The 12,832-nt window shown below is 46.2% G+C and carries 9 protein-coding genes, 4 tRNA genes and 1 pseudogene; 6 read left to right on the top strand and 8 right to left on the bottom strand.

What is annotated here, in order from left to right:
* The first annotated feature begins 5 nt into the window (after positions 1–5).
* From edd to AC5YBZ_RS09415, 5 genes are all read left to right on the top strand, one after another.
* Positions 6–1,832 (top strand): phosphogluconate dehydratase, encoded by a 1,827-nt coding sequence (gene edd, locus AC5YBZ_RS09435; RefSeq protein ID WP_494519031.1) that lies wholly within the window; start codon positions 6–8, stop codon positions 1,830–1,832.
* Between the two features lie 21 nt (positions 1,833–1,853).
* Positions 1,854–2,495 (top strand): bifunctional 4-hydroxy-2-oxoglutarate aldolase/2-dehydro-3-deoxy-phosphogluconate aldolase, encoded by a 642-nt coding sequence (locus AC5YBZ_RS09430; RefSeq protein WP_494519032.1) that lies wholly within the window; start codon positions 1,854–1,856, stop codon positions 2,493–2,495.
* A gap of 301 nt (positions 2,496–2,796) precedes the next feature.
* On the top strand, positions 2,797–3,834 hold the full coding sequence (dmeF, locus tag AC5YBZ_RS09425; protein ID WP_494519033.1) for a CDF family Co(II)/Ni(II) efflux transporter DmeF: 1,038 nt from the start codon (positions 2,797–2,799) through the stop codon (positions 3,832–3,834).
* Positions 3,824–4,243, top strand: a complete 420-nt coding sequence (locus AC5YBZ_RS09420) for a MarR family winged helix-turn-helix transcriptional regulator (protein ID WP_494519034.1) — start codon at positions 3,824–3,826, stop codon at positions 4,241–4,243. The genes dmeF and AC5YBZ_RS09420 overlap by 11 nt, the downstream gene beginning before the upstream one ends.
* A 456-nt stretch (positions 4,244–4,699) precedes the next feature.
* Entirely contained in the window at positions 4,700–5,728 is a 1,029-nt protein-coding gene (locus tag AC5YBZ_RS09415; protein ID WP_494542850.1) for a GGDEF domain-containing protein, read from the top strand.
* Between the two features lie 96 nt (positions 5,729–5,824).
* Here the strand turns inward: AC5YBZ_RS09415 and AC5YBZ_RS09410 are convergent, their stop codons facing one another.
* The 6 genes and pseudogenes from AC5YBZ_RS09410 to AC5YBZ_RS09385 form a co-directional block, all read right to left on the bottom strand.
* The gene (locus tag AC5YBZ_RS09410; RefSeq protein ID WP_494519036.1) at positions 5,825–8,524 is read right to left on the bottom strand and encodes a bifunctional acetate--CoA ligase family protein/GNAT family N-acetyltransferase; all 2,700 of its coding nucleotides are present in this window, start codon (positions 8,522–8,524) and stop codon (positions 5,825–5,827) included.
* Positions 8,525–8,687: 163 nt separating this feature from the next.
* Positions 8,688–8,764 (bottom strand) — tRNA-Met (locus AC5YBZ_RS09405).
* 47 nt (positions 8,765–8,811) lie between these two features.
* Positions 8,812–8,888: transfer RNA gene (locus tag AC5YBZ_RS09400), tRNA-Val, on the bottom strand.
* 15 nt (positions 8,889–8,903) lie between these two features.
* Positions 8,904–8,980 (bottom strand) — tRNA-Met (locus AC5YBZ_RS09395).
* A gap of 49 nt (positions 8,981–9,029) precedes the next feature.
* Positions 9,030–9,106, bottom strand: a tRNA-Val gene (locus tag AC5YBZ_RS09390).
* A 167-nt stretch (positions 9,107–9,273) separates the two neighbouring features.
* Positions 9,274–10,633, bottom strand: a pseudogene (locus tag AC5YBZ_RS09385) (MATE family efflux transporter).
* 29 nt (positions 10,634–10,662) lie between these two features.
* On the opposite strand from AC5YBZ_RS09385, the gene AC5YBZ_RS09380 reads away from it, so the two are divergent.
* A complete protein-coding gene (locus AC5YBZ_RS09380) occupies positions 10,663–11,286 on the top strand; it encodes a riboflavin synthase subunit alpha (protein ID WP_494519038.1) in 624 nt (207 codons plus the stop codon).
* Positions 11,287–11,551: 265 nt separating this feature from the next.
* Here the strand turns inward: AC5YBZ_RS09380 and AC5YBZ_RS09375 are convergent, their stop codons facing one another.
* Both AC5YBZ_RS09375 and AC5YBZ_RS09370 read right to left on the bottom strand, forming a co-directional pair.
* Positions 11,552–11,752 carry a CPXCG motif-containing cysteine-rich protein gene (locus AC5YBZ_RS09375; RefSeq protein ID WP_110457704.1) on the bottom strand — a complete coding sequence of 67 codons (201 nt, stop codon included), beginning with the start codon at positions 11,750–11,752 and terminating at the stop codon, positions 11,552–11,554.
* Positions 11,749–12,489 (bottom strand): SDR family oxidoreductase, encoded by a 741-nt coding sequence (locus AC5YBZ_RS09370; RefSeq protein ID WP_494519039.1) that lies wholly within the window; start codon positions 12,487–12,489, stop codon positions 11,749–11,751. Before AC5YBZ_RS09370 ends, AC5YBZ_RS09375 begins: the two co-directional genes overlap by 4 nt.
* Positions 12,490–12,832 lie beyond the last annotated feature (343 nt).

Here is a 12,832-nt window from a genome sequence, read left to right as displayed (position 1 = left end):
TTATTATGCACGCAGTAGTCCAGTCAGTTACCGATAGAATTATCGCTCGAAGCCAGCATTCTCGTGCTCAGTATTTAGCCGCCCTTAATGAGGCTAAAATTAATGGGGTGCATCGCAGCAGTTTAAGTTGTGGCAATTTAGCCCACGGTTTTGCAGCCTGTAGCCCCACCGATAAGAGTGCCATTAAGGCATTGACCAAAGCAAACATCGGCATTGTCACGGCCTTTAATGACATGCTGTCGGCGCATCAGCCTTATGAGCATTATCCTCAGTTGCTAAAAGCGGCCTGCCAAGAAGTGGGCAGCGTTGCGCAAGTTGCAGGTGGCGTACCAGCCATGTGTGACGGGGTTACCCAAGGTCAACCAGGTATGGAGCTAAGTTTACTGAGCCGTGAAGTGATCGCGATGGCCACTGCCGTGGGTTTGTCACATAACATGTTTGATGGGGCATTATTGCTGGGTATTTGTGACAAAATCGTACCAGGGTTGCTCATCGGCGCCTTGAGTTTTGGTCACTTGCCAATGCTGTTTGTGCCAGCCGGGCCGATGAAGTCGGGGATCCCAAATAAAGAGAAAGCGCGTATTCGTCAGCAGTTTGCCCAAGGTCAAGTCGACAGAGCGGCGCTACTCGAAGCCGAGTCAAAGTCTTATCACAGCGCCGGCACTTGTACCTTTTACGGTACGGCTAACAGTAATCAGTTGATGCTTGAGGTGATGGGGCTGCAATTACCGGGGTCTTCGTTTGTTAATCCAGACGATCCACTGCGTGAAGCCTTAAACAAGATGGCGGCTAAGCAGGTTTGTCGTCTCACTGAGATGGGCACACAGTACACGCCTATCGGTGAAGTGGTGAACGAAAAATCGGTAGTTAACGGTATTGTTGCCTTACTTGCTACAGGTGGCTCAACCAATTTAACCATGCATATTGTGGCCGCTGCCCGCGCGGCCGGTATTATTGTTAATTGGGATGATTTTTCTGAGCTGTCCGATGCCGTACCGTTATTAGCACGTGTCTATCCTAATGGTCATGCTGATATTAACCATTTCCACGCCGCAGGCGGTATGGCGTTCTTGATCAAAGAGCTACTCGATGCAGGTTTACTGCACGAAGAGGTTAATACGGTAGCCGGTTTTGGTCTGCGTCGTTACACCCAAGAGCCTAAACTGATTGATAATGAACTGGTTTGGGTCGAGGGACCAAGTGAGTCGTTAGATCCTGAGGTGCTGACGAAAGTGGCACAGCCTTTCCAAGCCAATGGCGGCTTAAAACTGCTTAAGGGCAATCTAGGTCGTGCGGTGATAAAAGTCTCGGCGGTATCGCCCTCACATCGTGTGGTAGAAGCCCCAGCTATCGTCATAGACGATCAAAATAAGTTAGAAGCCTTATTTAAAGCCGGTGAGCTGGACAAAGATTGCGTTGTCGTCGTTAAGGGCCAAGGTCCTAAGGCGATAGGCATGCCTGAGTTACATAAGCTGACGCCCATTTTAGGCACATTGCAAGATAAAGGCTTTAAGGTTGCTTTGCTAACCGATGGGCGCATGTCTGGCGCATCGGGTAAAGTGCCCGCAGCTATTCACTTGACGCCAGAAGCCTTAGATGGTGGCATGATCGCTAAAGTCGAAAACGGCGATTTAATTCGCGTCGATGCCAATAGTGGTGAACTCACCTTGCTAGTAGATGAAACCGTGTTGTCGACCCGTGAGGCTGAGCGCGTTAACTTACGCAGCAGTAGTTACGGTATGGGGCGAGAACTGTTCTCGGCACTGCGATCTAACTTAAGTAGTCCTGAGACGGGTGCTCGTTGCACCACGACGATCGACGAAAATTATTAATCACTTAGGAAGACTAAAGCAATGGCTGAGAATAACTGGTCAATACAACCGCAAGATATTTTTAAACGTAGCCCAATCGTCCCTGTAATGGTGATTAATAAAATTGAAGATGCTGTGCCCTTAGCGCGGGCGCTGGTGGCGGGGGGGATCAGCGTATTAGAAGTGACACTGCGCACCCCTTGTGCATTAGAAGCGATCACTAAAATAGCCCAAGAAGTCCCTGAAGCACTGGTTGGTGCAGGCACTATTTTAAATAAAGAGCAGTTAAAGCAGGCTGTAGATGCAGGGGCTCAGTTTGTTATCACTCCAGGAGCCACCACTGAGTTGCTTAAAGCGGCGATGGAAGGGACTGTACCCTTGATCCCAGGTGTTGCCAGTATCTCTGAAGTGATGGAAGGAATGGCGCTGGGATACACCAATTTTAAGTTTTTTCCGGCAGAAGCTTCTGGTGGGGTTAATGCGTTGAAAGCTTTTTCTGGCCCATTAAGTAATATTCGTTTTTGCCCTACGGGTGGTATTACTCCCAGTAGCTATAAAGATTATTTGGCATTGGATAATGTGGATTGTATCGGTGGCAGCTGGATTGCACCAACAGATGCGATGGAGCAGGGCGACTGGGAGCGCATTACTCAATTGTGTAAAGAAGCTATCAGCGGCATTTAATTAACCGAGAATAGTTTGACGCTGATTGTTAAGCCACATAAAAAAACCTCTGCCATAGCAGAGGTTTTTTATGTGGGATTCCCCAACAACAGCACCGATAGTACTCAGATAGTCAATCACAATGGCCTGCACTTTACTTAACGCATGACTTTACCTAAGTCCAAGTATCTCCATGTGATAATTTACTTTGGTTGCTAATGTAAATTTAAGTAATAGGCTTGTTTTGCTGTTATTTTAGTTTGATAATCAAAGTATTCGAAAGACATACTATTTGTCAGCAATCTTACCGAGAAACTTACTTATGGCGAACCACAATGCCAAGCCTTGGCAACATAACCATCAATTTGCTCGTTTAAACACTGAGGGGGAGCGCAATACCCGTTATGTCTTGTATTTAACGCTAGTGACCATGGTGGCTGAAATTGTTGCTGGCACACTATATGGTTCGATGGCGTTATTGGCTGATGGTTGGCACATGGGTACCCATGCGGCAGCGTTTATGATCACCTTATTTGCTTATTACTACGCCAGAAAATACGCAGACGATCCTAAGTATGCTTTTGGTACAGGCAAGGTTGGTGTTCTCGGTGGATTCACCAGTGCCATTGCGCTAGGCCTAGTGGCATTACTTATGGTCGTAGAATCGGTTAGCCGCTTCTTGAATCCGGAGCAGATCCACTTTAATGAAGCCATATTGGTGGCTTTGCTGGGTCTAACCGTTAATGTGATATCGGCGTTGTTACTAAAAGATCATCACAGTCACGACCATCATCACAGTCATAGTCACGATCATGTGCACAGTCATAAACATACCCATAATCTTGATGAACATGAGCAAAGCGAACATCATCACAGTGATGGGCCAAGTACAGCGCATGATCATAACTTACGTGCAGCTTATTTTCATGTGATGGCCGATGCGCTTACTTCACTCTTGGCTATCGGCGCGCTTTTATTCGCTAAGTACCTAGGATGGCAGTGGTTAGATCCTGCTATGGGCATTGTCGGTGCGGTCATTATTAGTCTCTGGGCTTGGGGTTTAGTTAAGCAAACTGCGCCGATTTTACTCGATGCCAGTATCGACGAAGCGTATTTACAGCAAATGGTTGATGCCGTAGAACAAGATGAGCAACATAGAGTGAGCGATATTCATGTTTGGCCTGTGAGTGCCAACCATCACGCTGCTATGGTCTCAATCGTTAGTCCACATCCCAAAGAGGTGGAGTATTTTAGGCAAAAACTAGCCTCATTTAAACGGATCGATCACCTCACCATTGAGGTGTTTACCTTAGCGGATGTGCAATCTTTCTCTGGAAGGACGGATGGTTATGGAGATTAATTATTGTAAATTAAGTCACGAGATTATTGAATTTTATGACAAGCTATCAGCGTGGGAACAGGGGGTCGTAAAAGACACTGGACATTCATTACAACAAATTCATGCCGTTGAAATTTTAGGAGTTAACGGAGTAATGCGCATGAAGGAGTTGGCTGAAAAAATGGGGGTCTCCACTGGTACGTTAACAGTACAGATAGATAAGATGGTGCATAGTGGCTTAGTTATGCGGCAAGTGCCTCAAAGTGATCGACGCGCTGTATTGGTTACACTAACGGCGGCTGGTGAAGCAATTTATAAACAACATGATGAATTACATCATCAATTGACCCAACAGTTAACGATAAAAATGAGTGACGATGAACGTCGTTGCTTATTAGGCTTGTTTAAGCGAATGAACCTTGAGTTTTAAGCTATATCAGTTCAGGTTTGCCATGTTGAGTTAGCGTGGACCTTGTTGCGCCTTGGCTCGCATCACACGACATTTTGTAGCGCTATCGACGTATTAACGCTTGCGTGGATAATGCCACAGCTTCTTCTTGTGTATAGCTTAAGTTATACATAAGTCGCGCGGTTTAAAGTTAATTTCAGCAATAAATGTTGCGTGTATTTTATTCGGCATTTGGTCATTCAATTTATGTGCTTGGCGTAATATTTATCCTTGTTTGGAGGGCTAAATTAACTTTGCACCGTAAGTTAGCAGTCGAGATAGAGAAAGCGCATGTGAGCGCAACAAGTTAGTAACAAAGTTGCTGCGTAACTACAGATAATTGTTTATGGTGGTGGTCAGGTTAATCGCAGGCTAAGACTGGCTTCTATAACAGTGGGTTTCCCCTGTGATCTCGCAACTAATCAATGGCAATAGTGAATGAATTTAGCGCAACACCTTTCTGAAACGGAACTTTCAGCGAAAATTTTACGGCATGCAGTCCCCCGCATGTCTGAACTTAGTATTCCCGTAACACCCGATAACTACGCTGTATGGTATGAGTATTTTCGTGGTGTAAACCTTGATTTAAAGCGTGCTATAGATGGATTGCTATCAAGTAAAATAGCTTTTACCCGAGATATTAATAGCAATTTACATAGCCGATTTATTCAAGAACAATCACCCAAAGTGATGCAAACGGTACAGGTTGAAACCCAGTTATTGATCAATACATTGATGACTAAGTTGTCTTTGCTCACCGAAGGTACAGCGAAGTTTGGCCAGAGCCTGAACGATTTTAGTCATGATCTACAATTGTCACCGGATCAAAAAAGCTTGGGCACACTCATCGATGCACTAGCCGAAGAAGTCAGTACTGTTGTACAGAGCAATCAGCAGATGGAGCTGAGTTTATCTATGATGAGTCAAGAGATTGTTGACCTCAAGTCTGAGATGCAAAACTTAAACTTGGTGGCAATGACTGATCAACTGACCTCTTTATATAATCGCCGTGCCTTCGATGAAGAGTTACTGACTCATATTCAATATTTTAAACAACATAATACTCATAGCAGTTTATTGATTATCGATATCGATAATTTTAAACAATTTAATGATCTCCACGGTCATCTGGTTGGCGATAAAGTGCTGGTTTATATAGCGCTGGCCCTGAAACAAGGTGTTCGAGGTGAAGATTTTGTGGCGCGTTATGGTGGTGAGGAGTTTGTGGTGTTGCTGCCAGATACTGATCAAGCTGGTGCCATGGTGGTGGCCGAGTTACTGCGAACTCGCATTGCCGAGCGGCGTTTGAGTATAGGTAAAGATACTAAGTTGTCCCTTGGCGCCATTACGGTATCTGTTGGGGTGGCTAGTTTACGCAGTGGTGATGATAGAGATAGCTATTTTATCCGTGCCGATGAATCACTGTATCGAGCCAAGTCTGCGGGACGTAACTGTGTTAAAGGTTAAGGTTGGGAGAAAGGGCTAGGTTTGTAAGGGTGCTGTTATTTGTATTGTCATCTACAGCAACCCTCATGTTATGTAATTTGCTATGTCACTAATTAGCTATTCACTTGGCTTTAATTGCATATCCATCTTGATTAAGCGTTCATCCATATCAAAGGTCACTGTAAAGCCAAGGTTCTTGGCTAGACTTGCCATATTACGATTTTCAAACATGGTAAACCCGGTTAATACTTGGGTATCATTGGCCTTGTAATAGGCTATCAACTTTTCGAGGAGCAGTTTACCCAAACCAATTCCTTGATGGTCGCTGCGAACCGCCATGGCGAACTCAGCTTCGGTATTATCAGGATCGATAGAGGCTCGTACGGCACCTAAAGTGATATCTTCCCCGTCAGGCCCTTTAGTCGTGGCAATAAACGCCATCTCTCTGGCGTAATCAATCTGAGTTAATACAGCCATCTCCTCATGGGTCATCTTAGATCGCACCCCAAAATAACGCTTATATCTGTCTTCGTCAGAGAGGGAGTTATCAAAGGCTAAATGTTTGGGTTCATCTTCAGGCAATATGGGCCGCAGCATGATCTCTAGGCCATTTTTTAATCTAGCGCGTTGCTCTAACTCTTTAGGGTATGGGCAGATCGCCAGACGATTACTGTTATCCACAACCCCCTCTTGCAGCTGGATGTTCACATCAAGCAGGGTGATTTGTTCTCCGGCGCACAGTACCGGATTGAGATCTAAGCCCGCTATTTCGGGGCAATCGATGATCAAGTGAGATATTTGCGTCAACATCACGCACAGGGCGTTCATGTCGAGCCCTAGGGGTAAGTGTCTGTCTTTGAGTTTGTGGGTCTTTAATGCTTGGATCACCATATAACGTGCCAAGGTCATGTTCAGCGGGGGCAGTGCCACCACAGCATCGGTGCTGGGTTGCCATTCTGAGCCACCTTCACCAAGTAAAATGGCCGGACCGAAAACAGCATCGTTGATCACCGCCACCCGGATCTCCTGAGCTCCAGCGGTAAGCGCCATCTTTTGCACTATCATACCTTCAATAATGGCATCGGGATTTAAGCTATGCACACGGCCGATGATGGCATCGGCTGCTTGCATCAACTCATTACGAGTCGTTAAGTTGAGTATGACACCGTGCACGTCTGATTTATGATGAATATCAGGTGATTGCACTTTTAATGCGACAGGGTAGCCTATTTGATCAGCAAGTTCAGCAGCCTGCTGCGCCGAAGTGGCGAAATGGGTTTCGATGGTATTAAGGCCATAGGCGCTCATTATCGCTGTCGCTTCGTGGGTCTCGAGCACTTGTTTATGTTTAGCTAAGGCTTGACCTAAGAGTTGCCGCGCCAGCTCGGCATCGGTGGGAATATTATCGGGGATAGACTGAGGGACTTCTTGTAATAACTTTTGGTTGCGGCGGTATTCCACCATGTGCATAAAGGCCCCCACGGCACCTTCTGATGTTCTATAGGTTGGGATCCCCGCACGGTTAAAGCATCTGCGCCCCGCATAAGCTGAATCTTCGCCACTCCAATTGGTAAGCACATTGATGCGATTACGATTAGGGTGAGAGGCGATTAACGTCGCTATACGCTCGGCAATTTCCACGCTATCACCCAGCGCCGACGGCGAGTGCAATACTAAAATCGCATCGGCAATATCGGCATTCATTAAGATGTTTAAACATTGAGTGTAGCGCTCTGCATCGGCATCACCGCCAATATCAACCGGATTTTGTCCAGACCATGTGCTCGGCAGCACAGCGTTAAGGGCTTCAGTGGTGACTTGATCCAGCTGCGCAGCTTTACCGCCGCTTAACATCAGTTGATCGAGTGCAAGTACCGCAGGGCCACCGCCGTTAGTCATAATGGCGAGACGTTCGCCTTCTAAAGCTGAAGAGTGGGCTAGGGTTTCAACGGCGGCAAATAACTCAATTAGGTCGTTAACCCTCAACATACCCGCACGTCTAAAAGCGGCCTCATAGACGGCATCATTACCACCAATCCCACCCGTATGTAATTTGGCGGCAGTGGTGCCTTCTAAGCTCCGTCCCGACTTAATCACTAAAATCGGTTTATTACGTGCGGCGGCTCTAGCAGCAGATAAAAAATGGCGCTTCTCATTGATAGAGTCGACATAGAGCAAAATGGCTGTGGTGCGAGAGTCTCGGCCGAGAAAATCCAGTAATTCGTCAAAGTCGATATCGGTAGCATCACCTAAGGAGATAAAAGAGGAAAATCCGATCCCCTTGTTATTAGCCCAGTCCAATACCGTCGTACATATGGCGGCCGATTGTGACACAAAGGCGATTTTTCCTGGCAGGGCGCTAGTGTGGGCTAAACTGGCATTGAGCCCTAAATTGGGCAGTATCATGCCCAAACTATTTGGGCCCAATAAACGCATACCATAGCGCTTTGCGTATTGGCGGGTTAACGCCAATAAATTATTGCCTTCATCATCGCTTTGCATCGCCATACCAGAGGCATTAATAATGGCCACTTTACATCCAAATTGAGCCAGTCGCTCAACAATGGCGGGCACGCGGGCGGCGGCGGTGCAGATAATCGCAAGATCGGGCTTTAAGGGTAATGATTCGATATTGGGGTAAGCTAACACACCGAGCACGGCTTCATACTTTGGGGTGACGGGCATGATTGGCCCTGAGAAGCCCCCTGACAAAAGGTTGCGCATTACGACATTACCAGCTCGTTTTTTTCCATTAGATGCACCAATAATGGCCACCGATTTGGGCTTAAATAAAGAGTGTAATGTACGCTGACTCATGCTGAGCTCCAATTGCTATTTATCCCTTAGCAGTGTAACTCAATTGATTATTTTTTCTCTAAGATTTTAGTAGGATAAGTATTAGTTATAGTGAGCGAGTAGGGGGGGCTGGTGATTTTTAGGTACAAAAAAACCAGCTTGCGCTGGCTTATCACTTTAAAATTGGTTGCGGGAGCCGGATTTGAACCGACGACCTTCGGGTTATGAGCCCGACGAGCTACCATACTGCTCCATCCCGCGTCCGTATTTTAAGTATTACAGTTGTTTTATTTCTACTGTAAAAGAAATGGTACAACCGAGTGGATTCGAACCACCGACCCCTACCATGTCAAGGTAGTGCTCTAACCAACTGAGCTACGGTTGTATCGCAATTTAAAATTGGTTGCGGGAGCCGGATTTGAACCGACGACCTTCGGGTTATGAGCCCGACGAGCTACCATACTGCTCCATCCCGCGTCCGTATTTTCAGTGCTTATCGCTCTTTTACTTCTGCCATAAAAAGAAGTGGTACAACCGAGTGGATTCGAACCACCGACCCCTACCATGTCAAGGTAGTGCTCTAACCAACTGAGCTACGGTTGTATTGTTGTTTGGCTGTTGCCATCGAACGAGCGCTATATTAAGGGGGATCTCACTGTTGTTGCAAGTAAAAAAAACAATTTTTTGCTTAAGCGGCGATTTGCTGTGCAACTTGTGGTTTTATCCTCCAAGATGGTGACCTTATCGTCACCATCTTGGCATTCTAGGGGTTATAGCTGACTGACGGCAGCGCGATGTGTTTGAATATACTTAAGGCGTAATGCGAATAGTAGCGCTGCCGAAGTCAGACCTGCAATCAGGCCAATCCAAAAACCATGTGCGCCCATTGCGGGCACAATAAGGTTCGTTTGGGCCAACAAGTAACCCAATACCATGCCGATAGCCCAGTACGACACTAACGTAATGTAAAACGCACTGCGCGTATCTTTATATCCCCTTAATGCTCCTGCAGCGACCACTTGCACCGAGTCTGATAGCTGATATAAAGCGGCTAAAAACATCAGGCTGCCTGCAAGTGTGACCACTTCAGGGTTGTTGTTATAAAGGAGTGCAATTTGAGTTCTAAAGGCGACCGTGATTATGGCGGTGACTACGGCCAATGAAAAAGCAATGATCAATCCTACTTTAGTTACCAGTTTGGCAACGACCTCTTTTTCTTGCCCTAGGTAATAACCCACCCGAATCGATACGGCAATACCAATTGACAGTGGCAACATAAATACGATCGATGAGAAGTTAAGGGCGATCTGATGACCTGCAACGACGTTAGCGCCCATAGGGGCGAGTAATAGCGCGATAATAGCAAACAGGCTGACCTCGAAGAACAACGCCATCGCAATCGGCATACCATGTTTGGTCATGGTCCAAATGGTTGACCAATTGGGGCGATGAAATGCGCTGAAGGGCGCCAGCTGTTTGAAGCGTGAATGCAGCTGCATATAAATAGTCATCGCAATTAACATGGCCCAGAAGACCAGTGCCGTCGCGATACCACAGCCAGCGCCGCCCATGGCGGGAACACCAAAGTGGCCATAGATAAAGATATAGTTGGCTGGAATATTGACCGCGAGCCCAACAAATCCGATGATCATCGTTGGTAAGGTGTAAGAGATCCCTTCACTGCATCCTCGTAGGACTTGATACAATACAAAGGCGGGCACACCCCATGCAAATCCATAGAGATATTCCACACTTAAGGCGGCAAGCTCTGGCTCTAAGCCCATCCATTTAAAGATCTGTGGCGCAAAAAACAGGAAGGAGATAACCACAAGGCTGCCAATTATGGCAATATAGGCGGCCTGAAACGCAATTGGTTGAATCGCTTTTTGATCGTTCGCACCATGATGATGGGCAAATACCGGGGTAAAGAGCCATCAGTAGGCCTTGCACGAATAACAGGGCGGGTAACCAGAGACTCCCCCCGATAGCGACTGCGGCCATATCGACTGCACTGACCCGACCTGCCATCACAGTATCGATAAAGCCCATCATGGTTTGAGTGACTTGAGCGATAAGCACTGGTAGCGCTAAATGAACGAGTTTTTTGGCTTGAAAGCCGAATTGATTCATGGATAAAACCTTAATACAGCGAGTAAAATATGTTTACAGGTATTGTTCAAGCCACATGCAATGTTGTGGCGATTACTAAAAAAAATGGACTCAATACGATCGAAATCGCTTTCCCTTCACATCTTATACAGGGATTAGTGACTGGGGCGAGCGTCGCCACCAATGGCGTTTGCCTCACGGTGACTAAGGTTGCTGATGATAGGGTGTTTTTTGATGTAATGGAAGAGACATTAAAGGTCACTAATTTGACAAGCTTAAACGCAGGTTCGCAGGTGAATATCGAACGTTCACTCACCTTTGGCAGTGAGATTGGTGGGCATATACTATCGGGTCATGTCCATACACAGGCGTTGATCACTGACGTTAGCCATACCGAGCAACATTTTGACCTCACGTTAGAGGTTGATCCTAAGTGGATGAATTATATTCTTTACAAAGGCTTTGTCGGTGTAAACGGCTGTAGTCTAACGGTAGGGGAAGTGACAGAGAACAGCTTTAAGTTGCACCTGATTCCTGAAACCTTGGCATTAACCAACCTCAGTGAATGCAAGCAAGGTGACCGACTTAATATTGAAATAGACAGTCAAACCCAAGCGATTGTTGATACCGTTGAGCGGGTACTAGCCAAACGTTTTGCTGAGCAGACCAACTAGGGCATAATCGGTAGCATCGCAGTGGCCAGCCTGTTGCTAGCCACTGCGCTTACATTCTGGCGGTTAACACGTTGCGTTATAAGTCATTCATATGTCGTCATTGAGATAATCTTACCGAGCTTAACGCGAGTTTCGCATTATTTCGTCACCTAGCTACAAATTTACTATCCTCGTTACATACCCTGCTCACTATGCTAATGACTCTGGCGCAAGCCCTATTATCAAGCTGCGAGGATTAACTTGAACCGTGCAAGTATTCAAGGACTTAGTAGACTTGCTCATCATCTGAGTCAATATATAGCTCCACCCTATGTTGAGCAGCATCAACGTGGGTACGCATATGGATGGGGTTGCAGCAGACACGGCAGTCATCGTAATAGTCCTGATCGCCACAGCTAATGTCGATATTAATATGTTGATGATGGCCGCAATGGGGGCAGCTGATCACTTTGTCTATAATTCTCATCCGTCGGCTCCTTGGTAACCTGTTGCGCTGCGACCACCATCTACTGCGATCACTTGACCTGTAATATAGTGCGCATCAATTAAAAAGTTTACTGCGTGGGCAATATCTTCAACGCTGCCACAGCGTCGTAGTGGGATCTGCGTTAATACTTGCGCTTGAGCAGCATCATTAGCCTGCTCTGGCCATAGTATCGCACCGGGAGAGACCCCATTTACGCGCACTTTTGCGCCAAGTTCTTGTGCTAATGAATAGGTCGCCATCTTTAACGCAGCTTTCGACATTGAGTATAGTCCATGGCCTAATAATGGCCTGTCTGCGTGGATATCTATTAAGTTAATCACACAGCCCTGATTGTCAGCCAAAAGGCGCTTTACCCCTTGTACGATAAGGTAGGGTGCCATTAGGTTTACCGATAATAGGCTGGTTAAAGCCTGGTGATCGATAACTGACTTATCGGTAGTAAATAACGATGCGTTATTGATAACGACTTTTAAGGTGGGACATTGCTGTGAGACTTGTTCGATAAGTTGTGCTATCTCTTGAGCTTGGCTCAAATCGGCTTGGAATAATCGACAGGAATTTGCTCTACTGCCATTGAGTTGATCGCAAACCGCTTCAGCATTGGACTTTGAGCGTGAATAGTGCAGCGCTATGTTGTAGCCTAATTGGTGTAGATGTAACGCAACGGCCCGACCTATTCGCTGTGCACCGCCTGTAATTAGCACCCAATGATTCATGTTTAATGACGTCCTACGTTATTCCAATATCCAATGACAAAGCATAACAGGCTGGGTGGCTTAGTCGTTAGCTATTACCGAGTTGATGTTACCACTAAGTAGATTATCGATAAGCACGAGCAATGGTCAGCCGCCTTCTAGGTTGCAACTGTTTATTATAGGCCTATCTATATTAGGTCTAGCTAGAGACCAAGCGCTCAATTTATCGTGTTGCATCAATTGTGGTTAAAGTAAGGTCACTTGCCATGTCTTTGGTAGGCCTATGGTTGATGATGTAAAAAACTAAAATGATACATTCAAAAGTGGAAGGCATGCGATAGGTCGTGATGATTTTACACCTGTA

The organism is Shewanella sp. 553, from assembly GCF_059338375.1.
The sequence above is the reverse complement of the archived record's forward strand: the minus strand, read 5'-3'. Positions and strand labels throughout refer to the sequence as shown.

What these genes read in the sequence shown, in the direction of transcription:
- edd (WP_494519031.1), top strand. Translation starts at nt 6, where the DNA reads ATGCACGCAGTAGTCCAGTCAGTTACCGATAGAATTATCGCTCGAAGC.
- AC5YBZ_RS09430 (WP_494519032.1), top strand. Translation starts at nt 1,854, where the DNA reads ATGGCTGAGAATAACTGGTCAATACAACCGCAAGATATTTTTAAACGT.
- dmeF (WP_494519033.1), top strand. Translation starts at nt 2,797, where the DNA reads ATGGCGAACCACAATGCCAAGCCTTGGCAACATAACCATCAATTTGCT.
- AC5YBZ_RS09420 (WP_494519034.1), top strand. Translation starts at nt 3,824, where the DNA reads ATGGAGATTAATTATTGTAAATTAAGTCACGAGATTATTGAATTTTAT.
- AC5YBZ_RS09415 (WP_494542850.1), top strand. Translation starts at nt 4,700, where the DNA reads ATGAATTTAGCGCAACACCTTTCTGAAACGGAACTTTCAGCGAAAATT.
- AC5YBZ_RS09410 (WP_494519036.1), bottom strand. Translation starts at nt 8,524, where the DNA reads ATGAGTCAGCGTACATTACACTCTTTATTTAAGCCCAAATCGGTGGCC.
- AC5YBZ_RS09380 (WP_494519038.1), top strand. Translation starts at nt 10,663, where the DNA reads ATGTTTACAGGTATTGTTCAAGCCACATGCAATGTTGTGGCGATTACT.
- AC5YBZ_RS09375 (WP_110457704.1), bottom strand. Translation starts at nt 11,752, where the DNA reads ATGAGAATTATAGACAAAGTGATCAGCTGCCCCCATTGCGGCCATCAT.
- AC5YBZ_RS09370 (WP_494519039.1), bottom strand. Translation starts at nt 12,489, where the DNA reads ATGAATCATTGGGTGCTAATTACAGGCGGTGCACAGCGAATAGGTCGG.